The sequence below is a fragment of the Bradyrhizobium sp. KZN70725 genome, assembly GCF_055264925.1.
Window position 1 is genome coordinate 84,016 of record NZ_JBUYWT010000026.1, and the last position, 26,010, is coordinate 110,025.

The following is a 26,010-nucleotide window of genomic DNA, read 5'->3' on the forward strand; positions in this document are numbered from 1 at the left end:
TCCAAATCGCCGGCGATCCAAGATCGAAGGAGATATCGACTTGGCGACCTCGTCGTCTTGGTTGGATCGACAGGGTCAGCAGGGCACTACCCGTTTTCTGACAAGACCTCTTCAAGCCTAGCGACGAGAATAGCTCGCTTGTTCTGGGACAGTTTGTCCAGATTCTGCTGCCGCCAGTGCACGGCGGGCAAGTGGGCTGCGTCAGGTACGCCAAGCAAATCCCAATTGGGCTGACCTTTTTCAAAGGAGATGAGAAACTTGCGATGATCGTCAGGCATATCGCCGACTGTGGTCCTTATCAGCGCCGTCCTCGCCGCGAGCAAGTCGGCGAGTTCGACAGGATCCCGGGTCATGCCCATAAAGCCATGCTTGAAAGCATCCTCGATATTCTTGAGCGTTGGCGCCAGTACTTCCGACATCGGGCGGTCATAGCTGAGTAGGTAGACGATGGACGCCTTGCGTAGGTCGTCGCTGATACCTTCATTGGCAATCAGATCGCGCACGTCGAAGAGGTCACGGGGATGCTGACGGTCAAGCGCAGCAACGATCTTTCCACCATAAAGATCCTCGAAGGACACCGTTCGCGCCTCGGCAAATCCAAACCCCTCTTCGACAGCGGGTTGGACCTGAACGACTGTAGGCTCAAAGACGCAGCCACGTAGAACAGGCGTCACTTCAATCTTGATCTGAACGCCTTGTGAGCGGACGATCAGTTTGACGACGGTATTTTCGGTCTTGCTCTCGGTAATCTGCGCATCCGGAATTTTTGCTTTGATCTTACCGGCGATGCGTTTCATAGCGGCGTCGATATTGGCCAACGATTCCGGACGCGGCGCTACGGGCAAATAGGTGAGATCGATATCGACCGACAGACGTGGAAGGTCGCGAACAAACAAATTGATCGCGGTACCGCCCTTGAGAGCAAAACAGGCTGCTTCCGTCACGAAAGGCAGGGCGCGGATGAGCAGGGCGACTTGCCGCTTGTAGACATCAGCGAACGCCATGCAAATCCTCAGGCACCGTTATGTGGTAGGTTGGATCGAGAATACCGCCTTTGACAAGCATACGCTTGCCGCTGCCGAGATCGACATTCTCTTTCTTGACGTGCTTGAGCCATGGATGCTGATGCCGATCGGCAAAGAAGAAGAACAGCCGCTTCACCTTAACACTGGTGCAGTCATTCAGTAATTTCTGCAGGCGTTTTGGCCGCAAATTGCTGAGGCCGCCGAACAAGACGTCAACCTGATCGAAGTTTTCGTGGTGCGGCAGCTCATCGAGCAACTCAAGGGCCGCGCGTTCCGGCGTTGATAGTGTCAGGGGCCAATCCCACTGGCCCCAGGTGAGCTCAGTGAGCTCGCCGCCACGTAAGCTTGTCGCGTCGCGGGCCTCGCCTTTGTCGATGTTCCATCTGAAGCTGCCCAGACCCTTGGTCACCGGCTCGTTTTTGAAGAGCCGCTGGTCATTGTGATAGACGAAGCGGACCTTGAGCGGCAGCTTGGAAACCCAGTTGGGCGGAGCCTTTGGGCCATACAAATGGACGTTCGTGGCCGATGACTGCGCGAGATAGTGAGCGTAGCCCTGCAACTCGAGCGCTGTGCGCCCGCCCACGACGAGTGGTGAGTAATTGAGGATGGTCTGGAGAGAGATCACAACCTGCTGCCAGCTAAGGCTGCCGCGCGGCCGCCGAAACACACTGCGGGCTGGCTGCTCAAGCCAGCCTGATTTGACGTACAGATGTTGGAGCTGCGGCGAGTAGCCCTGAGCTGTAAGCCAGGCGGCATCCACAAGCATTCCCTCGGGAAGCTTGCTGGCGAGCTGGTTTAGGAGTCTCCCTTTTTCTCTAGTCATACTTGATAACATAGCATATTTTCAAACTACGCGCCTGTTTGAAAATGTCTATTTAAATCAAGCCTCTATTTATACTCTCGATAAAGTGTAAACCAACCGATCTGTTGATGGTCTCGGAGCATATATTGCCTCCCGAACAAATAATGAACGAAATGACGCATGACCGAGGAATCATATCAGCCAGCCCCAATCGCGGCTCCGTCGGCGACCGGCAATGCCGGACCTCAGTTCGAGGCTAAGGTTGGCGCATTTTACGTTCTGGCTCTGCTGTCCGGCGGCGAGCCGCGCGGCCTGCCGGGCTCGACCGTCCGTAATATCGCCTTTCAGCAGCGGGTCGCCGAACATCCTCTTGATGATGTGGTCATCAGGGCAGTCAATCGCGATAGCTCACCGGCAACGCTTGAGATTCAGGTCAAACGCACCCTCACCTTCACTGCCTCGGATAAGGAATTTCGCGAGGTCGTCGGACAAATCTGGGAAGCGGCGCAAAAACCTGATTTCGCGACGAGCCGTTATGAACTTGCGGTAGCGGTCGCGCGAACGACCACACGTATCGAGCACGCATGTCAGGAAGTCCTGCACTGGGCGCGTCAACTCCCCGATGGCGTGACCTTTGCGGCGCGTATCAGCCGGCCCACATTCGCATCGGACGGAATGCGCAGTTTCGTCGATGTCTTCCGCGCCAATCTCGCATTGGCCGGAGCGCCTACGGATGACCGGACGGTTTGGCGGCTGCTTTGCCGACTCCAAATTCTGGTCTTTGATTTCGAGTCCGTGGGTTCCGATTATGACCATCGAGCCCGCGAACATTTGCACTGGGTCCTTTCTCCCGATGAAGCTGACCGCGCCAACGAACTCTGGTCCATCATTATTGATCAGGTGGATGCAACTGCTCGCGCGGCTGGCGCAATGGATCGGGCCACGGTCGTTACGGCACTCCAGCAGCAGCATGGAATTCACTTCACGGCGCATGGCTATGTACGTCCGGTCTATGAGCGCCTCGCGGAATCTGCCGACCGTCTTGCGCGCAACACTCTGATCGATGAAGCGTACAGGCGGCGCGCGCAAATGCAGGCCTCCAGCGTATGAATATCCGGCTTCGGATACGGTCGGCGCTGCTTGAGCCTACCCAATCAACGCCAGCATTGCTGAAAACGGCGCTTGATTGGGCTAGAGCGCAGCCTTCGGAAGCTCAATCGACGTCAGATGATAAGGACGATAACTACGACGCCGAATGGGACCGGCGAGCCGTGGTGATGGCCGCGGCACTCGCCGGGCGTGATCATGAAGCTGTGGATCGTGCCGATGTGATGAGCTGGGCAGTACCCGTCTTGCTGACCGCATCAATGCAACCAGACAAGGAATACCATGGCAGTCAAATCGAACACAATACGACGGCTATCGCAACGCTTGGAATGGTGTCTCTCTTTCTGAGAGGCGAAGACAACATAACGCGGCGCCATGTTCTGCGCGCCGCAGGACACGACCACCCGGCTGTGCAGGAGGCGCTCGGTCAAAACCTGCAACGTCTCGGCCAGGTCGATGATCGGCTTCCGCGATCGATCGCACGCATCGTCATGATCCGTGCCATCCAACGCGCCGAGCCTCGAGCGTCGAGCAACAAGGGATAAATGACCGTCGTCATGGCGCGATGGTCGACGCTACTATCGACACCGAACTGCGTTGGCTCGACAACGAAGGCGACGAGCCGACATGGCCCACCTTGGCGCCTTGGCGAACAGGACCTCGGCGGGGTATTCGTCTTGGTGACGATGGGCATATCGAGGACGATGATCTGGAAGATCAGCCATCGAGCCACATTGTTGACGAAAGATCGATAGGTACACTTGTTGACCACCTTATCGGCTTCACAATCACCGGGGCGCCGGCCTGGGTAAAGGATCTGGCCATTCACTTCATGGCGTGGACTGACGAAGCAAATGGTCCACATGACAAAGATCTGCGCGAGCGCGACCATCGGCCGGACACCTGGAATATCCATTTCTTCGATTTTGTCGGGATTCTGAGCATCGCGCTGCCACATTCGGAAGTGGTCAGCCTGTTCTTGGACCGCATTGTGAAATTCAATGACGAGGCGTTCCATGATGTGATGGCATCGTTCCTTCGCGGGTATGATCGCGCGACGGTGGCAACCAACACTAAGAATCCCGAGAATCCGAGTGACGTTCGCAGATTGCTCGCGGGTCGCATCAAGCGCGCCTGGAACTATCGGCGTCTGGGGCGAGAGAAAGGATTTACCAGCGAAACGCATGCGGGTGATGCTCTGAACGCGATGTTCTACCAGCCGTCGCGGTGGGCCAACACGGGACGTCCAACGATTCCTGTCGACTGGCCCGGTTTGCCAGCAGCCATCGCAACACTAACGGACCTTGTGGTAGGAGCTCCGACGTCTGGTTATCTGGCGAGCCTCTTCCTGAACCTGGTCGAATCTTCGCACGATAAAATTCTGATCCCGTTTTTGATCCAGGCGATGGAGGCTTGGTGCTTGGCCTACGGCATTGATCGGAATTTTTGGGCGGAGAAGAATATTGGCAGCCGCGTTTGCGCGTGGCTCGATTCAGCTTTGGCAAAAGATGCCGTGGTGCATGCCGCTCTGGCTGAACGGGCTGACCAAGTTTTCAGGTGCCTTGATACTCTTGTTCAATCCGGCGTCGCACAAGCGCGCATCCTTGAGGAGAAGATCGCCAACGCTGGGGACAGCCGCAAGACCGGCTAGTAGCCAATCTTTCAGACGCCAATCTTGCGCTCGCGCTCTTCATGAAATGCCTTTCTAGCCTTCCGGAGTGTAGAGAGGACTGAAGATGCTGCTCAAAAACCATCTCCTTTAGATGAAAACCGCCAAGGTGAGGGTCACATTAAGCGCGTGCCCCGTGCCTTGCAGTCGATAATGAACATGTGATTTGGATTTGGGACGTTCCAGCTGTCCAGGTCTGATCTCAATATCTCAACTACATTTCCATCTGGCGCCATCAATCGGTCATGGATTAGCGGCGCGGACTCGCCTATCGATTTCTCGTCGCGCAGCACCAACAGGACATCCCAGTCACTGTCCATTCTGGGAGATTTCGAGGACGCGGGAGATCGACTTCCCGTAAGCCATGCCTCGACTATGCGATCCCCACAACGGAGCGCTCTTAATTCTGGCTTCACCAAGCTGCAAAACGCATCGAAGCTCATTTTAGACGCCCTCTTCACGGCGGCCGGAGACGCTAGGGTGCCTGGCTCGGTGGAAAGGAATAGAGTTCTTCAAACTCGCCATCGACGACTTGCCCGGCAGACCACTCGGAGAACAGCACAGCTTCGTGATCAGCCACAGAGGCGATCAACCCGCTGCCGACATCAAAAGTCTTGTGCTGGAATTGTGTTTCGTGCCCGCGAATGAAATGTTGAGCGCCAGCGCAAATCAGTCCGGATCCAATGGCATGAGGCGCGCGACTTGATTGCTTCGGCCGCAGCACGGCGTCGGGAAAGTAGATGAGCGGTTGATGCGTCAAACCGCCGGTCTGGATCCAGATGGTGTGGTTCTTGGAATGTGGCGTCGGAAGCGCAAGTGTCGCTCTCGTGCCGTTGTTGTCCGCGACGCAAATTCCAAATGATCCGTCCGAACTAAACTGGAAAAAGCCTCCAAGCGGGACGCCGTCAAAGCCGGTGATGACTCCGCTGAAATCGACTTGCATTGTAAGACCTCTCTGAAACGGAGATGATCTTACAACCAACGGTCGAGTGCAAGCGGGGGTTTCTACGGGGGTTATTCTTTCGACACCCAACGCGCATTCACAAAGGCGGAAACAATGCCTGCTGCTCCGAGGCCAGCCACGGCGATGGTGACATTATCGTGCCCTGTAGAGGCGAGATAAATGATGGCGCCAAGAATGCCGAGTAGTGCCAGTAGCCCAGCGGCCATACATAGATTGCAATAATTGGAATCGCTCTTGTCCACTCTAGCACTCGCCCCGAAGTGCACGATGAGCAGACGCAAGGACCGCGGCACCTCATATTTGGCTCACCTTCCTGACAAGCCGGTTATAGCTGATGACACGGAGATTCTCCGTGATAACCGGGAAGCGGCTGATCACATAGTGCTCGATTTTGGCCAGGCGGAGTTCGCTCAACAGCAGTCCTTCTCTATTTTTCTCCTTGGCGAGGGCCGACCGATAGTAGCGGTCGAGCGATCGATTATAGCGCGCGAGGAGCCGCCGGTCGGTCTCGAGCTTGCTAAGATCAATCCAATTATTCTTGCACTGAAAATTGTAGATCGTATCGCCACGAACGGTCACGACGTCGAACTCCGCACGGTTGATCCGCTTGATGCCCGTGACCGCGAATCCCAATTCGGACAAGTCAGCCGCCACCTTTTGCTCGAAAATGAAGCCTGCGTGGATCTGGAAGCGCTTGCGGCTACCCAAATGGACATTCTTGAACGCATTTAGGAAACGCGTCAGCAGATTGACGTTGCTCTCTACGAATTCCCCAAAGGGAAGAAACGGTATGAAGCTGTTGCTTGCTTGTTTGAAATCAGCATCGCCACCGAGCAACATGCCCTCGAGCTCTAATGACGGGAATACCGTCTGAGCCGCCAGCATCGAACGAAATTTTCCTACTTCGATTCTGATGAAGTAATCGTCCTCACAGTAGCGGGAGAACGCAGTCACAAGGAGCGACAAGGCCGAGTACTCATGGTCGTTCAGACCGAAGGCATCGTAGGCGGCCTGGATGAAGCGCACGTTGTTGCGAAGTTCCGGCGCCGAGAAGATCTTGGCAGGGTCCTGAGGTTCGGCGCGGGTCGGCGTCAGGTCGCCGCCACGTTGCTGATGTATGTCAACGAGGCTGACGCGCTCCGGCTCCAGGAACACGCCCTCCAGGGCATCATATTCGTGGCTGGCATAGGCTCCCCGTTTATCTGCAACCAGGGTAAAGTCCTTAAATACCTCTGCAAGAACGCCTTTCCAGCTCCAGCTTGTAAACGAGATGCAGCAATGCTCAACGAGCGGCAGAAGCTCATTGAACGCCATTTCCGGAGCAAGCGGCCGCGTCCCCGAACAGACCTCAGGCATCATGTACAGCAACGAGACGAAATGCCGACGGCGCGATTGGAAATAACCCGCGGCGTCGGCGACGCTATAGACTTGAGAGCTGTCGCCGAGACTACGACCATCCGATAGAAATCCAACCATCGTGCGAGTGACCCGCAGCATGGTGATCATGAATCGCTTTGCCACCGCCTCGCCGTAGTATGGCGCCACCAGGTCTCTCGCCAGAAGAGCCACATTCGGGTTTGCGGCCAGCCCGGCGCCGACCGGCAGGCGCATCAACCGAAGGGACTTCTCGTCATCGATGTCGCCGCAGAGAATGACATTGATGAATTCCTCGATGTCACGAATGGTTCCATGCCAAGTCGGCAGCGCACTGCGCGCATCATACTGTGCCAGATGCTTCCCAATTGCCTCGCCGTGAAGCTCGATTTGTTTGTCGATCAGTCGGATTGCCTCGTTCTGCTCGACTATTGCGGTGCGATCGCTCAGGACCTTCCCTCCCTTGAAGCCGAACGGCTTTCTCGTTGTCGGAAAGATAATCAGCGCATTTGAAGAACCGAATTTCGCCGCAAGGCAATTCGGCGAAGCGTCATCTTCCAACCGTTCCGCAACCCCTTCTTGAAATCTCTACTCCTCGCCGTTCAAGCCCATAAACGACCGAAACAACATCGCGGCCGTGACTTCATTTCTTACAACGTCCATTTCTGCGGATGGTCCAGCCTTGAAATGCCCGCGTAGCGCGAGACATGCCTCAAACGTTTCGACCCGCGAAGCGGCGGTTGTAATTTGCCTCAAGGCGGCATGATGGCGATCGTAGTCCCCGGCTCTCACCATTTGGGGCAGCATGTCGATGATCGGAAGCATGGTCCCTTCCCCTTTTGCAGCCTTATGGGCGACGATCTGTCCAAGCACGCCACAGAGGAAGCCGAAATCAGGGGCAATGCGTATGGCGAAACGGCGGGCACGCTGCGCCGTGGACGATTGATTTGCCTGTTGTTTAACCTCTCCCTCGTGCGTCCGAATGAAGGTGAGGAGCCAAGCCTCAATCTCAACAAGCGTGCGTCCTCCGCACCACATCGATACCAACGTCTGAAGCGCATCCAATATGCGCTTGGCTGTGGCTTTGGGCGTTGTCGTATTCGTGTAGGCTCGGCCGAAGACCGACTCGAGGGCTGCTTCCCTGACAAAGATCGTCAAATCCAAGGGTCGTTCAGCCACGACATCGAGCAACCATTTGATCCAGTCTTCGGTTGTGGTCTTGTCAACCGGTGCCTGATCAAGCGCCTCCCCGAATCGCTCGATGAGTCTTGGGGGAATACCGTTCCGGACAGCGATTTCCCGTTGCCAGTCGAGAACTGGCGGATCTTCCAGTTGCTCCTCGGCAGCCTTGAGCGCGCTACGGCAGCGTTGGAGCCATCTATCCGCTCCTTGAGCATCAGCTTCTTCTAGCCGGAAGAACCCCAGAGAGCGACGGACAATATCGTCAAAGCCGCTCTCGCCTGCCGTTGTGACAGCCGATAAACGCCGGATGATCGATTGCACTTTCGGATCGAAATCGGCGGATACCTCAATCTGATCGAGCAGCAACTCAACCGGATCATAGATTTCCTCACAGGCATCCTGCTCGGAAAAGACCGTCTTCAAGATTCCTTCGGCCGGTAGAGCAAGGTTCGATCGCTCTACACCAATCGGCTGTGCGGGTATAACGATTGCCAGACCAGTTGCAGCGTATGCTGCGCGCCCGGCCCTTCCGAGCGCGTTCAGTATCTCGTGAGGACGCAGATCCGTGCGGGGATTGCCACTTGGGTTATCAACCGCGCTCCTGTCCGTGCCTGCGAGGATCACAACATCGCACGGAAGGTTCAACCCTTGCGCAATGGTGGATGTCGCGGCGACCACATCAAGGCCCAGATCGTCACTTTCGGTATCCCTGCGAACCCGGAAAACGCTTTCCGTCAACCTCCGCTCCAGGGGTAGCAGATCGCCATGGTGCACGGCCGCCCTGCACCCAGCGGGATCGAATGCGGCGTCGGACGATCCGACATCTTTGAGAACTGACTTCCGCATCTCCTCCTGCGCCTCGTCCAACGCGATCGTGGCCCGTGCCAGCAGTCCATTGATCTGATCTGCAACGCTTCCACATGCCTTGGTATCGTTGCAGAATACAATTACACGCTTTCCGACGGACGCGTAGTCCGCTGCAATCTGCGCAGCGACGTCGTTCCTGTTCGACGTCAATTTGCCCCTGGCGTTTTTCAAAAGCGGCGGCCGTCGATCGGTGAGCGCTTGCACGACCAGCTTCTCTGGCCTCTTGGGGTGCCATCCGGAGATCAACGAGAAGAGTCCGAGAGGTTGCGCACGAACCCGGCTCCGTGCCGCCTTGGTTTTCTCCTTCGATGCCTCTTTCGCGGCCTGAGCAACGTCAGAGCGGTCATAGATGACACAAGAGCGAAGTTGTCGTGTTGGCTTCCAGGGATCGTCGAACGGCTCGACCTCCCTTCCCGTCACACTGCGCAGCCAACGCGCGATTTCAGCGCCGTTGGCGACCATGGCAGACAATAGCAGCAGGTCCGCTTGCTTGCGATGGCGGAGAAACGTCAGGAGCGCCAGCATCGCGTCGATCGCTCGCGCGCTCACCTTCGACGAGGTCTTCGGATCGTCCGCACTGATGAGATGAAATTCGTCGAATACAAGAAGCCCTACCTTGTCGAACAGCTCTGGTGCGAAGCCCAAGAGGGCCAGGCAGCGCTCCGGCGTCATTACAGAGAATGGTGGCAGCCTCTCCCCAAGCTCCTCGAGCGCAACGTCTTCAACAACGCTGACCGCCTCCAGCCCCCCGATTTGGGCAGACATGTCCGTTTCGACCTGATCGACCAGAGCATGCGTTGGCGCCAGATAGACGACGCTCTCCCCCGCAAACAAAGTCGCTGCAATTTTCAGGACAGATAGAGTTGTCTTTCCCGAACCGGTCGGAGACGTCATCACCATCGATCTGCCGCGGTTCAGGTATCCGGTCCTGACCGCCTTCAGATGATTGATCCATAGAAACGGGCGCGATTGCGCCTGCGAGAGGAGCCAGTCGCTCCAAGCCTTCGCCTGCGCACCAGACGGTGTCGGAAGCCGAACCAGCATTGCAGCCTGCATGCCATCAATGAGGCGGCTCAAGAGTGTTGCCAGATGATGCGGCCCTGCAAACTGGTGATGTACCGTTCCCTCAAGCCCAAGCTTGAACTCTAGTGCCGATGCCTCAGACAGGCGGATGACCCGGGTCAGCCTTGAACTGACATCTGTGTCAGGAGTGGCGCTCCCGCGCGCCTCCTGACCGAGTTCCTGAACAGCATACGTACATTCCCGCAGAAGGAGGTCGGTGGCGACTTCGCGGCTGTCTCCCTGTGGAATTAGGTCTTCGTCGAGGTCACGTTCTATCAGCGGGTTTAGATTGCCGGTTGCGAGCTCCCGAAGGCTGAGGATCAAAGATCGTCGGACCGCCCGCCGCTCGCCCCTGGCCCTAAGTTGACCTGCAACTTCCGCAGCATCGGCCGCCCGGTCGGCAATCAGGAACAGGAGCGTCGCCGAAATCGACGACCCAACAGCATCCCCCGAAACAAGCGTCGGCCGGTCTAATGCAGCTTCGCGGACACGGCTCAATATCTGATGAGCACTCGCTGCGACGAAAGCCGCGGCACGTGTCTGTTCTGGTCGAAGATTGAGTGCGACATAGGCCTCGAAGGTCGAAGCAAGGCGCCTCACCCGGTCGATCACATCGCTTGCGATCGCAGATGCCCCCAGAAGGCGGACTGTGGCCAGCTCTATGTGCGCGGCCGTAAGTAGTTCGTCCAATATTTCCGGGTCCAGACCAGGCAGGTCCGGTGCTTGACGTAGAAGAACGCGAGAACTTGGATCAAACACCGGCGATCTCCTCGACTTTCGCCATCACCTCGCCTGCGAGGAGGGCTAACCCGATCCGCACGTCGTCGAAGGGCAACACGCCGGCCGTACGTGACTCGAGCACCCCACCGGCCACGGCTTCAAAGCCGGCAACGATGTGCAGAAAATTCCCTGCCTTGCGCTGATCTTCGCCTGTCGCAACGGCAACCCTGAACTCGCGGGCGCCCTCCCAGAAGACGTCGTCAACCGCCGTCTCGGGATCGATGTTTGGGACACTCTTGAGCAGTGTTACGAGGTCGGCGAGGATCTCATCGTCGCGATCACCGTTCAGAATAGTCCCGATCTCGGGCCATACGCTGGACCTTATGAGGCTTCGGGGCGATTTCGAAGCCTTGTCCTCGCAAAGCACAATTCGCTTGATCTCGCGTCCATTCCCATCCAGCTCGACGATAAAACCGTCAAAGCCCTTATCCGCCTGCCGCACATGGGGAGCAGTCATATAGCCATTCGGAAGAGCCATTCTCGCGGCGACCCACGAGATATGTTGGAACAGGAGGCCGTCGCGATGAATAATCGACGTCTCGATCCGCTGCTTCGCCGCTTCCTTCTCTGCGTCGGTGCCCGACCGACGCAGCTCTACGTCTTCCGCATGCGGAGCCGTCAGCTTTCGTACGACATTCTGTACGACCTTGCCTTTTGAAGCCCGTCGGCGCGGCTCCAAGGCATTGATCACGCGCTGAGCGTTTTCTTCCTGTCGCAAATACAGGTAGGCGATAACTTCAACCAGCTTGGCACGGCTTTTCTTGTTAATCGACCATTCAGAAAAATTGCATTCGGTAGTAGTGGACGGCTTTAGCGAAAGCGGCATTCTAAATCGTTTCCAAATCTGCGAATATTTTCCTGTTCAATCTAAGCGCGCATTGCAACGAAGTCACCTGTCACAATGCTCATTGCGGTCTCCCGGTGGCCGCCAACTCGCGGCACGCGGATAACTGGCCTTCCGGGAGAAGCATTGTTGGCCGGCACGGGCTTGGTCTGCGATGGAGCGACTGTAAGTCACCGGAATTGGAACAGCCCCATGTATGAAAAACACCACTTTCTATGTATTTTACAACATATCATTGTGTTGAAAAATACCCACCTTATGGGTATATTTATACATGATGCTTCGAAGCCGCCGAACTCTCGCTTCCTATCTAACGGATCTGCTCGCCGGTGGACGGATCTCGTTTACGCGGGACGAAGCGATCGCCGAACTGGAGGTAACTTCGCGGGGCTTCCTGGCCGCCGCCAAACGCTTGCAGAAGAAAGGCCAGCTTCTTAACCCGCGGCACGGCTTTTACGTCGTCGTCCCTCCACAGTACTTGGTGCGCGGTGCTCCACCACCGCAGTGGTATATCGACGATCTCATGGAACACGAGGGGCACCCATATTATGTCGGATTGCTCAAGGCGGCTGAGATACACGGCGCGTCCCACCAGGCGGTCATGCAATTCCAAACCGTAACCGACAAACGGATGCCCAAAATCCGCGCCGGCCGCTCAATCCTGTCCTTTTTCTATCGAAAAGACATAGGCGCTCTTTCGGGAGCGATCGTCGACCACAAGACCGATACTGGCCGCTTCAAGCTGTCGTCGCCCGAACTCACCGGGCTCGACCTGCTGCGCTATATGCATGTGACCGGAACGATAGACAGCATTGCCACTGTCCTTTCTGATCTCGGGGCTAAAATGAAGGCGCACGAACTCCAGAAATTGGCACCCGCCTTTGAGCGGTCCGTTATCCAGCGCCTCGGATACCTGCTCGACTATGTCAAACACAGCCAGGCAGCCGAGTCACTTCACGCCTACCTGCAAAACGAAAAACTGCTGCCCTGGGTCGAACTCGATCCTTCCGAGCGTAGTAGCAAGACCCGCAAGCCGCCGGAACGTGACACACGCTGGAATGTGCTGGTCCATCGCCTTCCGGAGCTCGATCAATGATTCCAGCCATGAACATCGTTGCATGGAGTCAAAAGGCTCCACGGCCCGAAGATCGACAGGTCGAGCAAGACCTCATCATATCCAGGGCGCTCGTTGAAATCTTCAAGGATGATTATCTGGAGAAAGAACTGCGGTTCCTCGGAGGCACCGCTCTAAACAAGCTGCACTTCCCAAGCGCCTATCGGTACTCGGAAGACATAGATCTCACGCGCACGACGGAAGGCCCCGCGGGCCCAATTCTGGACCATCTCCGGGCTGTCCTGGAGCCATGGATGGGGCGGGCGCATTACGACCTCGGAGAGATAGGGCCTCGGCTTACTTTCACCATTAAGCCTGAAGATGAAAACGCCTCGCAGCCGATCCGCGTCAAAGTCGAGATCGCCACACGAGAGCGCATTGCTTATGACGGAGCAAAGTCGTTTCCGTTCGAGGTCCAGAATTCCTGGTTCAATGACAAGGCGGACATTGCATCATTCAGCCGAGAGGAAATCCTGGCAACGAAGCTCCGCGCGCTTCTCCAACGTGACAAGGGCCGGGACCTTGTCGACCTTGCCAAAGCTGTTGCGTTGTTCGACGAACTGGACGCCGCACGCATCGTGAAGCTGTTCGGCAAATATCTAGGTGCTTCCAGCCAAGCCGTTTCTCGCGCCGAGGCCGAGGAGCGCATGTGGGCGAAGCTGGAAGATCCATCGTTTTTGGCCGACGTGCGCCCGCTACTTGCCGCGGACGACGCCGAGGATTTTGATGCCGAAGCCGAGCGCGCCGCGTTCGTTACGGTCTTTACGGAATTTGTAAAACGTATCCCGGCGACGCCTGGGCGGAGACGCCCGCCATGGCGAAGAGGTTCGAAATGGCTGAGCTGGCCAGCACCTGATCCTATGACTCGTCCCAGTGCACCGACCGCCTTTGCTGCTCCGGCCACGTATGAACTGCATTCGCTAGGCTGGAAGGCGTTTCAGCAGTTGTGCGTTTCCGTGGCGTCCGAGGTCTGGGGCCAAACCGTTCAGGGCTTCTTTGACTCGCATGACGGTGGCCGCGACGGAGCCTTCTACGGCACCTGGACTTCGAGCAAGGGCGAGACATTCACCGGTAACTTCACGGTCCAGTGCAAATTCTCACAGAAGCCCGGCCGCAACTTGGCGCTGACTTCGCTGAAGGATGAACTCGAAAAGGCTACGCGCCTCGCCGCGCGAGGGCTTGCGGACAATTACTTTATCTTCACCAATATGCGGCTCACCGGTACCGCCGATGAATCAATTCGTGCTGCGTTTGAAGCAATCCCCGGGCTGAAACACTGCCGCATTTATGGTGCGGATCAGATCTCGCAGTTCATCAGGGAGTCGGCGCGCCTCCGCATGCTGATCCCGCGCGTGTACGGCCTCGGTGATCTCGGTCAAATCCTCGACCACCGCGCCTACGAGCAGGCGCAAGAAATCCTCAGCTCGCTCGGCGATGACATGAACAAGTTTGTCATGACCGACGCATTCCGCGCCGCTGCGCGCGCAATTGTCGAACACGGATTCGTCCTTCTTCTTGGCGAGCCGGCTTGCGGCAAGTCGGCGATTGCCGCTGCCCTTGCGCTCGGAGCCCTGGACGAATGGAATTGCTTTACGGTGAAAGTGCGCGAGCCGTCCGATTTCGTGGCGACATCGAACCCTCATGAGAAGCAGTTCTTCTGGGTTGACGACGCCTTCGGCGCCACTCAGCTCGACTGGCAAATGACGTCAGAGTGGAATGCAACGTTTCCTCATATTCGGGCGGCGATCCGGCGCGGCGCAAAATTTGTGTTTACGTCGCGCGACTACATCTACAGGAACGCGCGCAATTTTCTGAAAGAGTCCGCTCTACCCGTCATCCAGGACTCGCAGGTCATTATTCGTGTTGAGCAACTCTCGAAAGATGAACGAGAGCAAATCCTCTATAATCATATCCGTCTTGGCCCTCAATCTATTGCATTCAAGCGGCGACTGAAGCCGCATCTTGATGTGGTAGCAGCTCACGAGCGCTTCAGCCCGGAAATCGCAAGGCGCCTTGGCAACCCTGCCTTCACAAAACAGCTGTCGGTTAGTCCTGGCGGGCTCGATGACTTTGTCGCACGACCAGTGCCACTGCTGCAGGAGGTGATAAGGACTCTCGACGCCTCAAGCCGCGCCGCTATCGCGCTTGTCTTCATGCGCGGTGGATGGCTGCCGAGCCCTGTGGCTTTGCTGCCGGAGGAAGAGAATGCGATTGACCTGCTCGGCGCAAGCCCGGCCAGCGTTCGCGCTGCATTGGCGCCGCTGGATGGCAGCCTTCTCATCGAAGTCAAGCAAAAGGGGCAGTATGGATGGCGGGCAAAGCACCCTACCGTCCTCGATGCCTTCGCCGCGCTCGTGGCCGAAAACCGCGAGTTGATGGACATTTACCTGGCTGGAACGCCCGTCCCTGAATTGTTTTCCGAGGTGTCGTGTGGAGCCGACGGAATTGGCGGCACAAAGGTTGAGGTCCCGGCAGATCGCTACGAGGCGCTCATCAAACGCATCGTCGCCTTTCACGATAGCCGGCGTGAGAATCGAAGCCCGGTAAACAGCTTTCTCGCAAATCGCTGCGGCAAGGAATTCTTGCGACTCTTTCTTGAGCGCTGCCCTGAGTTTGTGGGAGAGCTGGATGTCATGTCCTATTTCTACGCGGTATCAGCGATCGACTTGCTGAATGTCATTCACGAATTCGGTCTGCTGCCGGAAGATCAAAGGCTGAGGCATGCCGCGACCGTCCGCAAATTGGCTATCCAAACGCCTGATCCGGGATTTCTTGACCGCCGCATCGTCTCGTTCCTGACGGAGGAGGAGATACAGCAAATCCTTGCCGATTTCCGCGACCACACGCTTCCCTTCATCGACATCGAGGTCGAAAACTGGAAAGACAATTATTCCTCGCGCGAGACACCGGGAGATTACTTTGAACCTCTCAGAAGCGCGCTTGCTGAATTTAGAATTGCTATGGCGGACGATATTGATGTTGCCTCCCGGATCGAGAGTGCTCTCGCGTACGTCGACGAGGCAATTTCGGCTCTCGACACTCGCGGATCAGATGAGCCCGAGCACGGCGACTACTACAATCGAAGCAGTGAAAACGTTACAAATCCAAGTTCGCGGTCGATCTTCGATGACGTTGACACCGACGAAGAGGAATGAAGCAGAAGGAGCTGCTTCACACCTTGATCGTCAATCGACCGAATTCTGACTAATTGCGGCTCGGGCCCGAGTGACGGGGCGAATTGTGTGCGCACCATGTGGTGTGGACGAGCATCGCAGCTGGATGCGCTGCAAGACAGCAGCTTAGCTTTGAAGGTCAGACGGCTGGCTTTTCGGAAAATCCGAGCCGCCGGTCCAAAGTACGCTTCAACCTCGCCGCCCAATTCCTCCTGCCGGAAAGTTGGGGAAAACCGCTCAGCGCGCCGGGTCACTCTTGACGGCACAAGGTTTGTTCATCATCTTCACTTGCATAAAGTGAGGATAATGAAATTGCGACACCGACTATTCGACCTCATGGGCGGCCAAACTGTCCTCGCGGGCGCCATTCCGGGACGCAAGCTGCTGAGTGCCCTGATCGCAGCAACGCCCTCGTCGGAAGCCCCGACGCCGGCGTTCCTGGATTTCGCACAGATCGAGATCGCCACTGCTTCCTTCCTCCGCGAGGCCGTGATTGGTTTCCGCGACTATGCCCGGCAGTCACCGCGCAATGTCTATCCTGTCGTTGCGAATCTCCAGCAGGCCGTCGCCGAGGAGCTTGATTTCTTTGTCCGGGCCCGCAGCGACGTCCTCTGGAGCTGCGAACTTGACGCGGGCGATACCGTCGTCCGTGCCCAGCTAATCGGCGAGCTCGATCCGGCCCAGCGCTCGACCTTTGATTTGGCGCTCGAACTCGGCACCATCACGGCTCCCGAACTTGCCGCCCGCTTCACCGACCAGCGGATCGGACCCACGGCCTGGAACAACCGGCTGTCCGCGCTCGCATCCAAGGGCCTGCTCGTCGAACGCAAGCAGGGCAAATCCAAGTCGTTCAGTCCCCTTCTGGAGATTGCCTGATGGGTCTCGACTACATCCGCGCGCAGACTGGCAAACCCTGGCGCAAACGCTGGAACGGGGGTCTCGACCGCCTGAAATTGCCGACATTGTTCGAACTGACCATGTCCGAGACGGCGCGCACGGTGACCGCCCAACTTGATGCCAGTTGCCCTCTCAAGGCGGGCGACACATTGATCGTCCAGACCGCGCCCGACGGCCTCACCGTCAGCGATGGCTTACGCGCGGTCGGACACGTCGCCAATCCCTCGTCCGAAATGATCGCCGCCATCGCGGATAGCGGCGGTTACGCCGAAGGCGTGATCCAGCGCGTCGGATTATTCGGCGATACCGCGGAGATCAGCGTAAAATGAACGATCGGCCGTCCCACGAACCATCACGTCGCTTCCCACATCCAGAGCGGCTTTGGGACGATACGACGCAGCACGCGCAGTCGTTGGGCTGCCCCACCTGCCTCGAACGCGATCGCTGTGGCGGCGTTCACACCGACGCGGGCATCCTCGACTGCCGTGACCTCTGCTCGTGCAAGGACAAGAGCAAGTGCGACATGGTCTGTCGCTTCAATCCTGGCCTTTTCGTCGCGCGCGTGCGCGAAGTGCGTGGCCTGGGTTTCGAGAACGCGCCGCGCGTTGCGGCGAACGGCGTTCCCGATCTGCCGACGGTCGTGCCCTTCGTTGATCATGGCTATCGGCGTGTGTCGCGCCTTGACGAGCCGGTGGTCGCGTTGTCGCTCTATGAGCTCATCAATCTGGCTACCGGCAAGCCGCATGCTACCTCTTTTGCCGACCTTGCCGATCGTTTCCGCATCATCGAAGGTGCGACAATTGTCGTGTCTGGTGTCGACAAGGATAATCCGATCGAACGCTGGTGGGAGCTGAAGGAACGTGGCGCGATTCTCGCAGCCCTGAAGGCGCTCGGTATCGCGCTCATCAGCACGCCGAACTACAGCGTGCTGACCGACGTGCCGCGCACCGACAATCTCCACGGCATGAAGCGGATCCTGCTCGCCTGGACGGAGATGGCCGCCGCAGGCCTGCGGACTGCGCTGCATATCAACGCACGCACGCGGCACGATTACGTCCGGTGGGGCAACCTTATCGCCGAACGTCCCGAGATCGAGATCCTCGCCTTCGAGTTCGCGACCGGCTGCGGTCGGGGCGAGCGGTTCGACTGGCATATCGCACAGCTTTGCGCGCTCGCTGACCGCACCAATCGTCCGCTCGCGCTCGTTATTCGTGGCGGCGGTCGCAGGCTCGGCGTCTTGCAGCGCCACTTCGACAAGGTCTCTCTGATTGAGACCGAGGCGTTTTCCCGCACCATGCGGCGGCAACGTGCCTATCTGACCGAATCCGGGCGCCTCAAATGGGCGAAGTTCCCAACCCCGAAAGGCGCGCCGATCGACGACCTTCTGGCACACAATGTCGCGCTCGTGCGCGCTTCCCATGAGGTATCTGGAAGGCCCCCACTACGTCCGCCGCCGCGCCGCATCCGGCGCGCAGCGAACGGAAATGGAGAGGCCGTTCAGCCAGGCCTTTTGCGACAACTCGACCTGCCCTTTGAGGTTCGGGGCGTCGCCCCAGAGCCGTAGAGCGTGATCGCCGCTGCGAAACCTTAGCTCGGCGGCATCGTGAGCCAGGGCGCGAAACAACTGACCGATCCCGTAGCCGTGACCCGTGCTGCGGTTGTGCCGCGAGGCACCGTCGGACGCAGCGACCCGCAATGCTGCGCCTGAGTCTTCGAGACCGGCAAATTTGGGATTTTCCCGCAGGCTCGCGAGCACCCCTCGTCCGGCGTCGGCAACGACGAATTCAAAGGCACCATCGCTGGCAGCGTAGGCTATGACGCCTGTCTCGGGATGGCCGCTGTGCTCGAACACATTGTCCTGAAGCTCGCCGAGAGCCCCCATCAGACCGGTGACCAGCCCCTTCGCCAGGCCCGCCGCAACCGCCGCGTTCTCCGCATGCATGGCCCACTGCTCCCATGCGACCTCGTCCGGACCGTCCCTCTCGCGTTTGAGACGCGACAGCGGAAATGCTCCGGCGCGATCACGCGCGCCGGCACCGCTGATCAAACCATCGCGCAGCGCCTGGGTTATCTGTTGAAATACCGGAGCCTCGACCGTGACCGCCCGATAGGCCTCTGGCACGGCGACCGTCGCCATCGCGAGCTCGAGGAGTGGCCCGATCCGCCCCGACCGAGCGAGCGCGATCGATCCGAGCTCCGGCAATCGGCCCGCAACTGCCTGCCACAGGAGATCATCGACAACATCGAAGTGCGCGCTGATACGCCGTGGCTCGTCCAAAACGGCTTCCCGCCCTTTCCTTCACGGCCATTCGACCGAGCGCTGGGGGTCGGACACCTCAGCGCTTGGCCGATTTAGAACGCGTTACCACCACTACAGCCAATGCAGCTTTAGTTTCGCTCCACAAGATGAACTTCCACCGGGAAACCCATCAGTTCAATGCGGCCCGCGATGGCTCGAAGACTCACTTTGCTAAAGAACGGAAGGCTTACCGTCCCGGACTTTTTGTATCGATCCCGCATGATCCCGAACACAACGGTAAATTCGCTCGGCACCGGCTTCGAACGCCCATCTGGCAAAATGACATCAAAGCCGGCCTTCTTCGACTTCGACTGGCGTTTCTTGACTTCTTTGCGCAACTCGATCCGAAACTGCTCATCTCGAACAAAGGACTCGGCCGACACGACACCCTGATTCCATAGATGACTGATCGGAGCTGACGAGTGCCCGTCCTTCAGATGAATGAATTGCCTAGCTGTCGAAAGAAAATCACAGGGCTCGAGATTTGCGCGAAGCGCGCCTGCCGGTGAGAGCTTCACCTGATCGAGATTAAGTAAGTTCTTGTGTGCATCGAGCTCCGCGATGAACTCACGCTCATTCTGGGTGCTGGTCGACGCTACGAACGGCTTTTTCGCCACGAGCTTGAGGAAATCATTCTCTACGGCCGTATGAAATGTCTTATCAACCGCGCACCAGTCGCCGGAAAACAGGACGTAAGTATCACCCTTATGCGTCAGTTCATAGACGAAGCAATCATACAGCTTGCGCTTTTGCCTTTTGTCTCCCTGGCCATCAGCAATGACGCGGATTTCGTGGCTCGCGCGGAGCTCGGCCATATCGGCTATCTCGGCGATTTGTCCGGCCTTGAGTTCCTCAACATAGTCCTCGATCGCGATTTGCCCGTAGGCTTGCTTACGACCCGATTTCAGCCCTATCCCGAAATACCCCACCTCGACGCTCTCTTCCGGGCTCAGTATATCCGGCAACGTGATGTGAAGGTCCGATGCATTCCCCTTCACCAGTTCCTGCAGCTCGGCAAAGACTGCCGCGTCGAGTTGCTCGATAAGATCTTGCCGGCGAATCGGAGTCACGAAGTCGATGAAGCCGAAATCCTCCCTGTAATCCGTGGCGTGATAGAGCTTGAGGGCCGTCTTGCATTTCTCGATCACGTCGGCGGGTGACGTCTTGGTATGCAGCACCAGAGCGTCTTTCCCAGCAAGTGATCTTGCGAAGGAATTGTCCCTCGGCGATCCCGCGGCAAGCCTCAAGAGGTCGCGGTCAACGTCAATGCCGAATCCTCGCAGGTCGGCGTCCCGACTTGCCTGGATGCGCTTTTGAAATGTTGTGGCATCAAGCGTGGCAATATCCAGGCTGCGCAGATTCGAGCGTGCGACGGCATTCAGAACAACTTTCAGGCCGAAGCTTCTTTCGAAAGCGTCGGGGTCAAGCGAATGATAAGCGGTTCCGAACGTGAGCGCTACGGTGCGCGTCGCCTTTCGTTTGTCCTCGGGCGGCACATCCAAGAACAACACAGCCGCACAACTCTGGTTTACCAGCGGTCGGAACTCCCCAACGGCAAACTCGCGGACGAATTTGAACCAAGTCGGCGGCACCGCCGGCGCCTGACCAACAAACAACCTTCCAGTTTCAGATGGCCGTTCCTCAAGCCCAAGGCCGTCTCGGAGCGATTCATCAATGCTTCGCTCCTCTCGAAGAAGCCTCACGGAAAGGCTCATCGACTTGCTCGCTGTTCCTTCCTCGTCAGTCATTCGCGCCCTGCCCGGTGCTCGCAGCGAGGACACCTCGATTGACCTGAAGTGAGTTGGAAGAATGGAGGCCTGCTCTTACTGATCTGCATTGACGGCCTTGAGCCCGCCCAAGCTGGTCGCCAGCTTCGGACGCGCATTCCTAAAAATATCGCGAGCTGCTACACAAAACTGCGAAATGCCCATAGAGATCCTTAGCGACGATTTTCACTCCGGCCTTCTTCCTGGGGTTGTCCATGGCGCGAACCAGCTTGTTCGCCTTTGCCATGCTGCACAATCCATTCAATATCAGACCTTAAACATACACAACTTACAGTTTATGGCTGGACAAGCGGCAAGTCAAAGCAAAGTTGCGCCACTCGCGGACCGGCTGGGCGAGAACTCTTCGAGCAATCGCACTGTTGGCCCACACACTTCTCTCAAGCCGGCCGGCCCGTTGTCAGCTACCGACCTTGGCCCGCACTCCATCATCCTCAGTGATTCCGCCAAAAGTAGCCGCGGACCGGCGCAGATTATCTGCAATTTTCTGCACGTATCGATTGAAATACGCAGCCTATCTGTGCCACGCAATCGCTGTAGTTGAACCGTGCGCGGGACGCGCATGTGCGATTTTTACACCGATGCGATTGATGCGATACGCGTTTTAACAGCATAGAGCCAATGGATGTTTCGGCGCTGCTTGGCCCCCGTGTGCGCAAGCTTTCACGGATGAAACCATCCGGATGCCGCACACGAAGCCTTCGCGAAACGCTGAGCCGATCAGCACTCGTCCCGAGTCCCCGACCAGCAACAAACATGAACGAGATCGAAGGTGCGGTTGAAGGTGACTCCTTGCTTTGCAATTCGACTTCGTGAGAACGCGACAGCTGGGGATGTCCCATGGAAGAGGAACTTACCAATCCACATCAGCAGCCTGCGGCCGTCGAAGCCGGCATCGCTCTGTCGCTTTCGAGCGGCGGATATCGCGCTATGGTCTTTCACGTTGGAGCCCTTTGTCGGCTCAACGAGGTCGGTCTTTTAGGAAAGCTGACGAGGATTGCCGACTACTGCATGGGCAAGAGCACCATCGACGTGGCCGCTGTGCTCGAAGCACTCGGCGTCGAAGTGGCCCGCCAGGGCTAGGCTGAACAGATGCGTGCCGCCAGCGCGCTGCGGTTGTTGGGGTATCACCGCATTAAGAAGCGGTTTGGATCGATGACGCGCTGGGTGTGGGTGAAGGCCGGGACAGATGCGGGACTAGACGATGACGAAGACCGCCTCTTCTAGCCGGTGTAGGAACGCTGGCGGGAACATCAATTCTCCAATGACGAACAGCCTGTGTTCTCACGTTCCCACTGTTCCCACCCTTCTAAAGACTTCTGTAAATAGTGCTGCAACAGGGCAGACAGCAGCCGGAGGAAGTTTTGAAAACAGGTGGGCACGCAGGAACAGCGGGAACATGGGAACACGCCGCCGATCTTCGCAAGCTGCTGAACACCATGCGCGACATCAATCGGCGTCTATTCGTCGGCGACCTGGGCGGCAACATCCGAGACTTGTTGATCGTGCTGGCTGTCAGTGCGGCATCAGAGCGGCGGCCTATGACTCACTCGAAGATCGCGGCGTACTTCGGTGTGGCCAGGCCCACGGTCATCAGGCGCCTGTCTCGCCTGGTCAGGCTGGGGCTGGTGATGCGCGACTCACGTGGACGCTACACGCTAACAGTCAAGGGGCTGCGAGGCGTCGGGGTATCCAACCCCTCGCCCTGAGCCTGATCGCATCGCCACGGGCTTGCAGGCGCCTCGCTGGGGATGGCCCGAGAGGGGCGCTGGCGGGGGTAGGCACCCCACCCCAAGGTGGCGGGTCCTTCCAGCAGGGGTGCACCAAGCGGGGGCAGTGTCCCGCCCCGTTTGATATCTGCGTGGCCCTGAAAACCCATCTTCCGTTTCACTGAATGAAATCATGAGCAACGAACCAATCTACTTCGCAACCGCCGAGGAAATCGGCGCCATGCTGCAATTCACGCCCCGCGCGGTCCGCATCTGGGTGGAGGCCGGCGAACTACCGCACCTAGACCGTGGCCGCTTTGATGCCGCATGGGCCACCTGGCTTGCGTGTGGTCGCAAGGTCGGTGCACGCTGGCGCGAGAAAGCATCCGCGCACGTTCCTGGTGGCCGCAGGCTGGCTGCAAGCGCATGGCCGCTCGCCGTTGACCGACGGCGACACCGATGCGCTTGGCAACCTGTTTCGACGCAACGGCCACAGCATGGCCGACCGCGATGCGCGCGCTGGGGCATGCCCAGGCGCGGATGGGGCGAGCGTGAGTAAACCCCTCGATAGCAGCATCCGCGACGTAGTTGGGTTTTTAGTAGGGTACGGCGCCGAATCGGCCGCAAACCCTTATGAAATCTAGTGCTCTGGACCGGGAATCCGGTTCGATCGGTTCATTGTCCGTTGCCGGAATAGGGCATCGTAATCAACAGGGTATTCATAAATTATCGTAATATCAGTTACTTAATTGATAATGTGCATGATTTTTAAATGAAATTCCTTGCACTGCGAATCCGTTTGGCCTATATTGCTGGCATGACGAAACTCGACCAGCTCAAACGCCATCTGAAGCCAGGCCAAGCCTATCGACGGGCGGATTTGGCCCGCTGGTCGACGGCTGTCGATCGGCATCTCAAGCAACTGGTTGAGAGCGGTACCCTCAAGAAGCTTTCGGGTGGCCTCTATGTCTATCCGAAGGAGACTGTGTTTGGACCGGCCCCGGCATCCGACAAGGAAGTCGTGTGCGCGTTCCTGAAGGATGACACGTTTCTGCTCGCCTCCCCGAATGCTTACAACAGCCTCGGGGTGGGGACGACGCAGCTCTATGACAAGACGGTCGTCTACAATCACAAGCGCCATGGTGAGTTTCAGCTCGGCAATCGCAAGTATGCGTTCCGGGTGAAGCCGCGCTTTCCGAAGTCACTGACGCCAGAATTTTTGCTTGTCGATCTCGTTAACAACGTCGACCAGCTTGCCGAAGCAAAGGAAGAAGTTCTGGAGCGTGTCGAGAGACGTGCTGCCTCGACCGACCGGCGCCGCTTGCTTCGCGCGGTTCGCGAGTATGGCAATGAACGAACGAAGAAGTTCTTCAACCGTGCACTAGGAGCGAACGAGCTACATGCCGGCTGATTTCCTCCACAACCATCCGCAATTTGCGGATCTGATCCGGATTGTGGCGGAAGAAAAAGGCATTGATCCGGCTTTGGTTGAAAAAGACTACTGGATTATGCATTGCCTTTACGGCCTTCAACAGCTTGGCTTTACCTTTCAGCTGAAGGGTGGCACGTCCCTATCGAAGGGGCATGGCATCATTGGCCGGTTTTCAGAGGACATCGATATTCTTATCGAGCCTCCGGCCGGCCAGAATGTCAAAACCGGCAAGAACCACGATAAGCCGGCGCATATCAAATCTCGGAAGGATTTCTTCGATTGGCTCGCCCAGACAATCAAGATTGACGGGATCGTAAAGGTCGAACGCGATACGGCGTTCGATGATGTCCCCGACTACCGCAACGGGGGCATCCGGCTGATCTACAAGAGCATCACCGAGCCCATGGAAGGACTTCGAGACGGCGTCCTGCTTGAGGCTGGCTTTGACAAGGTTGCTCCGAATACGCCAAGGGACATCAGTTCGTGGCTGTATGACAGGGCTGCGCCACCACGACGGAGGCAGTCCGTCGAGCAATACAAAATAGTCAAGAGAGCCTGAGAGCGCTCGCCAAGCGCTACGGGGTCAATCAGAAGACCGTCGCGAAGTGGAAGCAGCGCAAGACCGTCGCTGATCTCCCGACAGGTCCCAAAGATGCCAAATCGACTGTCCTTTCCGTCGAAGAGGAGGCGATCATCGTTGCTTTTCGGCGGCATTGCCCGGTACCGCCGCTTAGCCCGCTGCCAACGATGCAAAGCCATATTGTACCGATAGTTTTTTATGGCAAATTCGACCGCACCCAAATGGGAGCTATCATTCATTCCCTGAGTAGCCATCATTTCCCGCCTGAGAGCGGCAGCTATCAGCCAATGTTCGGCAGCCTCATAGCCTTTTCACGTCGACAGATTCAGCCGCGTAAATCGTGAAAGGGCGGTTCAATACTTCTGAAAGCTTGGATTGTAGTCCCGACTGAAAGCCTATCTAGGCACAATCATCACGCGAATGCTCATTTTTTCGTTGTCACCGCTCAGATCGCTCTCAACGCCACGGGGGTTTGAAATACGACCTGAAGGGTCATACACGACGCAGTAGAGGCTGCGGCGCGGCGGGTGCTGCTTGTGCTTTGCGATATCAACGATCAATTGCTCGCCAAGCTGCTTGGTCGTCAGAGATGGGCGCGTCATCTTGATCTCGACAACCGCCTCAACTTCCGGTAGCAAGAAGTCCATGCGTGAAGCACCCCCGGCATAGCTCGGAGACCACTCCTCTTTTCGTATGTCATCAAAATAGATAGTGAGTAGCGCGTGAAACAAGTCTTGCACGTCATACTCATCTTCGACTTCAAGAGTTGAGCGTTGCTCCCGCCTCTCCCGCAGTTGATGGATGATCGCATGGAGACGTTTGGCTAGCCGCAAGATAACATCGGGATCTTTCTAGCCGGCCGCGCGCGCTGCAGCTAGTCGTCCGTGAAGAATGCGGATTGACTTGAGAAATAAGCAGAATTGGTCTTGATGTAGTATTCGATTTTGCAGGAAAGCGGGGTATTGGACCTCGCTTTCTTGCGTTTTAGGTTTTGCTTTTGGGTGATTCGTGATTCCCTGACAGCGTCGTCGACATTGGGGAATGCGATGAGCAAGCCGCGGGATGATCGCCAGAAAGACCTGTTGCTTCCGGCGCTTGATCAGATCATCGACATGGGTCATCCGCTGGTGCGGTTGGCAGCGCTGATCGACTGGAACATCCTGAATGAGCGCTTCAGTTCGGTGTGCCAAGCAGGGTCGGGACAGCCGGGCTTGCCGACGCGGCTAGTCGCCGGCCTGTTCATTTTGAAGCACATGCACAACCTGTCAGATGAGGTGCTGTGCGCTCGCTGGATCGAGAACCCCTATTACCAATACTTCTGCGGCGAGCTGAGCTTCCGCCACCGT

At 57.4% G+C, this 26,010-nt stretch carries 22 protein-coding genes and 1 pseudogene; 14 read left to right on the top strand and 9 right to left on the bottom strand.

The genetic code is table 11. From position 1 onward, the window contains the following. Positions 1-86: 86 nt before the first annotated feature. Both ACZBJS_RS23825 and ACZBJS_RS23830 read right to left on the bottom strand, forming a co-directional pair. Positions 87-1,004, bottom strand: coding sequence for a nucleotidyl transferase AbiEii/AbiGii toxin family protein (locus tag ACZBJS_RS23825; protein WP_463439339.1), 918 nt, complete (start codon positions 1,002-1,004; stop codon positions 87-89). Next, a complete protein-coding gene (locus ACZBJS_RS23830; protein ID WP_463439340.1) occupies positions 991-1,848 on the bottom strand; it encodes a type IV toxin-antitoxin system AbiEi family antitoxin domain-containing protein in 858 nt (285 codons plus the stop codon). The genes ACZBJS_RS23825 and ACZBJS_RS23830 overlap by 14 nt, the downstream gene beginning before the upstream one ends. A 159-nt stretch (positions 1,849-2,007) precedes the next feature. Between ACZBJS_RS23830 and ACZBJS_RS23835 the strand changes: the two genes are divergently transcribed. From ACZBJS_RS23835 to ACZBJS_RS23845, 3 genes are read left to right on the top strand one after another with little or no spacing between them, the layout of a single operon-like run. Beyond that, entirely contained in the window at positions 2,008-2,937 is a 930-nt protein-coding gene (locus ACZBJS_RS23835) for a hypothetical protein (RefSeq protein ID WP_463439341.1), read from the top strand. Next, a complete protein-coding gene (locus ACZBJS_RS23840; protein WP_463439342.1) occupies positions 2,934-3,479 on the top strand; it encodes a hypothetical protein in 546 nt (181 codons plus the stop codon). Before ACZBJS_RS23835 ends, ACZBJS_RS23840 begins: the two co-directional genes overlap by 4 nt. 20 nt (positions 3,480-3,499) lie before the next feature. Continuing rightward, positions 3,500-4,585 carry a hypothetical protein gene (locus ACZBJS_RS23845; protein WP_463439343.1) on the top strand — a complete coding sequence of 362 codons (1,086 nt, stop codon included), beginning with the start codon at positions 3,500-3,502 and terminating at the stop codon, positions 4,583-4,585. A 493-nt stretch (positions 4,586-5,078) separates the two neighbouring features. Here the strand turns inward: ACZBJS_RS23845 and ACZBJS_RS23850 are convergent, their stop codons facing one another. The 5 genes from ACZBJS_RS23850 to ACZBJS_RS23870 all read right to left on the bottom strand — a co-directional run bounded on the left by ACZBJS_RS23850 (position 5,079) and on the right by ACZBJS_RS23870 (position 11,658). Next, the gene (locus ACZBJS_RS23850) at positions 5,079-5,546 is read right to left on the bottom strand and encodes a hypothetical protein (protein WP_463439344.1); all 468 of its coding nucleotides are present in this window, start codon (positions 5,544-5,546) and stop codon (positions 5,079-5,081) included. A 71-nt stretch (positions 5,547-5,617) separates the two neighbouring features. Then, entirely contained in the window at positions 5,618-5,809 is a 192-nt protein-coding gene (locus ACZBJS_RS23855; RefSeq protein WP_463439345.1) for a hypothetical protein, read from the bottom strand. A 52-nt stretch (positions 5,810-5,861) separates the two neighbouring features. After that, positions 5,862-7,502 carry a hypothetical protein gene (locus ACZBJS_RS23860; RefSeq protein ID WP_463439346.1) on the bottom strand — a complete coding sequence of 547 codons (1,641 nt, stop codon included), beginning with the start codon at positions 7,500-7,502 and terminating at the stop codon, positions 5,862-5,864. A gap of 27 nt (positions 7,503-7,529) precedes the next feature. Continuing rightward, the gene (locus ACZBJS_RS23865) at positions 7,530-10,811 is read right to left on the bottom strand and encodes a DEAD/DEAH box helicase (protein WP_463439347.1); all 3,282 of its coding nucleotides are present in this window, start codon (positions 10,809-10,811) and stop codon (positions 7,530-7,532) included. After that, positions 10,804-11,658 (bottom strand): hypothetical protein, encoded by an 855-nt coding sequence (locus ACZBJS_RS23870; RefSeq protein ID WP_463439348.1) that lies wholly within the window; start codon positions 11,656-11,658, stop codon positions 10,804-10,806. The genes ACZBJS_RS23865 and ACZBJS_RS23870 overlap by 8 nt, the downstream gene beginning before the upstream one ends. Positions 11,659-11,950: 292 nt before the next feature. Between ACZBJS_RS23870 and ACZBJS_RS23875 the strand changes: the two genes are divergently transcribed. The 5 genes from ACZBJS_RS23875 (at position 11,951) to ACZBJS_RS23895 (ending at position 18,424) form a co-directional block, all read left to right on the top strand. Continuing rightward, positions 11,951-12,772: a type IV toxin-antitoxin system AbiEi family antitoxin domain-containing protein gene (locus ACZBJS_RS23875; RefSeq protein ID WP_463439349.1), complete on the top strand. Its 822-nt coding sequence runs from the start codon at positions 11,951-11,953 to the stop codon at positions 12,770-12,772. 8 nt (positions 12,773-12,780) lie between these two features. Then, positions 12,781-15,945, top strand: a complete 3,165-nt coding sequence (locus tag ACZBJS_RS23880) for a nucleotidyl transferase AbiEii/AbiGii toxin family protein (protein ID WP_463439350.1) — start codon at positions 12,781-12,783, stop codon at positions 15,943-15,945. 354 nt (positions 15,946-16,299) lie between these two features. Beyond that, complete coding sequence (locus ACZBJS_RS23885; RefSeq protein ID WP_463439351.1) at positions 16,300-16,839, top strand: hypothetical protein; 540 nt, start codon at positions 16,300-16,302, stop codon at positions 16,837-16,839. Continuing rightward, positions 16,839-17,189, top strand: a complete 351-nt coding sequence (locus ACZBJS_RS23890; protein WP_463439352.1) for a hypothetical protein — start codon at positions 16,839-16,841, stop codon at positions 17,187-17,189. The genes ACZBJS_RS23885 and ACZBJS_RS23890 overlap by 1 nt, the downstream gene beginning before the upstream one ends. Continuing rightward, a complete protein-coding gene (locus tag ACZBJS_RS23895) occupies positions 17,186-18,424 on the top strand; it encodes a hypothetical protein (protein WP_463439353.1) in 1,239 nt (412 codons plus the stop codon). Before ACZBJS_RS23890 ends, ACZBJS_RS23895 begins: the two co-directional genes overlap by 4 nt. A gap of 824 nt (positions 18,425-19,248) precedes the next feature. On the opposite strand, the gene ACZBJS_RS23900 is transcribed toward ACZBJS_RS23895, so the two are convergent. Next, positions 19,249-20,907, bottom strand: coding sequence for a DUF6119 family protein (locus ACZBJS_RS23900; RefSeq protein WP_463439354.1), 1,659 nt, complete (start codon positions 20,905-20,907; stop codon positions 19,249-19,251). Positions 20,908-21,783: 876 nt separating this feature from the next. On the opposite strand from ACZBJS_RS23900, the gene ACZBJS_RS23905 reads away from it, so the two are divergent. The 5 genes and pseudogenes from ACZBJS_RS23905 to ACZBJS_RS23925 all read left to right on the top strand — a co-directional run. After that, positions 21,784-22,026 (top strand): hypothetical protein, encoded by a 243-nt coding sequence (locus ACZBJS_RS23905; protein ID WP_463439355.1) that lies wholly within the window; start codon positions 21,784-21,786, stop codon positions 22,024-22,026. A 245-nt stretch (positions 22,027-22,271) separates the two neighbouring features. After that, positions 22,272-22,652 (top strand): helix-turn-helix domain-containing protein, encoded by a 381-nt coding sequence (locus tag ACZBJS_RS23910; RefSeq protein ID WP_463439356.1) that lies wholly within the window; start codon positions 22,272-22,274, stop codon positions 22,650-22,652. A gap of 772 nt (positions 22,653-23,424) precedes the next feature. Beyond that, entirely contained in the window at positions 23,425-24,063 is a 639-nt protein-coding gene (locus tag ACZBJS_RS23915) for a hypothetical protein (protein WP_463439357.1), read from the top strand. Further along, a complete protein-coding gene (locus ACZBJS_RS23920) occupies positions 24,053-24,643 on the top strand; it encodes a nucleotidyl transferase AbiEii/AbiGii toxin family protein (protein WP_463439358.1) in 591 nt (196 codons plus the stop codon). Before ACZBJS_RS23915 ends, ACZBJS_RS23920 begins: the two co-directional genes overlap by 11 nt. Beyond that, a pseudogene (locus tag ACZBJS_RS23925) lies at positions 24,619-24,810 on the top strand (IS481 family transposase); the annotation flags it as partial. The gene ACZBJS_RS23920 and the pseudogene ACZBJS_RS23925, both read left to right, overlap by 25 nt. 249 nt (positions 24,811-25,059) lie before the next feature. Here the strand turns inward: ACZBJS_RS23925 and ACZBJS_RS23930 are convergent. Further along, positions 25,060-25,497 carry a PD-(D/E)XK nuclease domain-containing protein gene (locus ACZBJS_RS23930; RefSeq protein ID WP_463439359.1) on the bottom strand — a complete coding sequence of 146 codons (438 nt, stop codon included), beginning with the start codon at positions 25,495-25,497 and terminating at the stop codon, positions 25,060-25,062. Positions 25,498-25,710: 213 nt separating this feature from the next. Here ACZBJS_RS23930 and ACZBJS_RS23935 point away from each other — a divergent pair. Next, the coding region (locus ACZBJS_RS23935) for a transposase (protein WP_463439360.1) at positions 25,711-26,010 on the top strand (300 nt) is incomplete at its 3' end.

Excerpts from the sequence above, each read along its gene's own strand:
- ACZBJS_RS23825 (WP_463439339.1), bottom strand. The coding sequence starts at position 1,004 with ATGGCGTTCGCTGATGTCTACAAGCGGCAAGTCGCCCTGCTCATCCGC.
- ACZBJS_RS23830 (WP_463439340.1), bottom strand. The coding sequence starts at position 1,848 with ATGACTAGAGAAAAAGGGAGACTCCTAAACCAGCTCGCCAGCAAGCTT.
- ACZBJS_RS23835 (WP_463439341.1), top strand. The coding sequence starts at position 2,008 with ATGACCGAGGAATCATATCAGCCAGCCCCAATCGCGGCTCCGTCGGCG.
- ACZBJS_RS23840 (WP_463439342.1), top strand. The coding sequence starts at position 2,934 with ATGAATATCCGGCTTCGGATACGGTCGGCGCTGCTTGAGCCTACCCAA.
- ACZBJS_RS23845 (WP_463439343.1), top strand. The coding sequence starts at position 3,500 with ATGGTCGACGCTACTATCGACACCGAACTGCGTTGGCTCGACAACGAA.
- ACZBJS_RS23850 (WP_463439344.1), bottom strand. The coding sequence starts at position 5,546 with ATGCAAGTCGATTTCAGCGGAGTCATCACCGGCTTTGACGGCGTCCCG.
- ACZBJS_RS23870 (WP_463439348.1), bottom strand. The coding sequence starts at position 11,658 with ATGCCGCTTTCGCTAAAGCCGTCCACTACTACCGAATGCAATTTTTCT.
- ACZBJS_RS23875 (WP_463439349.1), top strand. The coding sequence starts at position 11,951 with ATGATGCTTCGAAGCCGCCGAACTCTCGCTTCCTATCTAACGGATCTG.
- ACZBJS_RS23880 (WP_463439350.1), top strand. The coding sequence starts at position 12,781 with ATGAACATCGTTGCATGGAGTCAAAAGGCTCCACGGCCCGAAGATCGA.
- ACZBJS_RS23885 (WP_463439351.1), top strand. The coding sequence starts at position 16,300 with ATGGGCGGCCAAACTGTCCTCGCGGGCGCCATTCCGGGACGCAAGCTG.
- ACZBJS_RS23890 (WP_463439352.1), top strand. The coding sequence starts at position 16,839 with ATGGGTCTCGACTACATCCGCGCGCAGACTGGCAAACCCTGGCGCAAA.
- ACZBJS_RS23895 (WP_463439353.1), top strand. The coding sequence starts at position 17,186 with ATGAACGATCGGCCGTCCCACGAACCATCACGTCGCTTCCCACATCCA.
- ACZBJS_RS23900 (WP_463439354.1), bottom strand. The coding sequence starts at position 20,907 with ATGACTGACGAGGAAGGAACAGCGAGCAAGTCGATGAGCCTTTCCGTG.
- ACZBJS_RS23905 (WP_463439355.1), top strand. The coding sequence starts at position 21,784 with ATGGAAGAGGAACTTACCAATCCACATCAGCAGCCTGCGGCCGTCGAA.
- ACZBJS_RS23915 (WP_463439357.1), top strand. The coding sequence starts at position 23,425 with ATGAAATTCCTTGCACTGCGAATCCGTTTGGCCTATATTGCTGGCATG.
- ACZBJS_RS23920 (WP_463439358.1), top strand. The coding sequence starts at position 24,053 with ATGCCGGCTGATTTCCTCCACAACCATCCGCAATTTGCGGATCTGATC.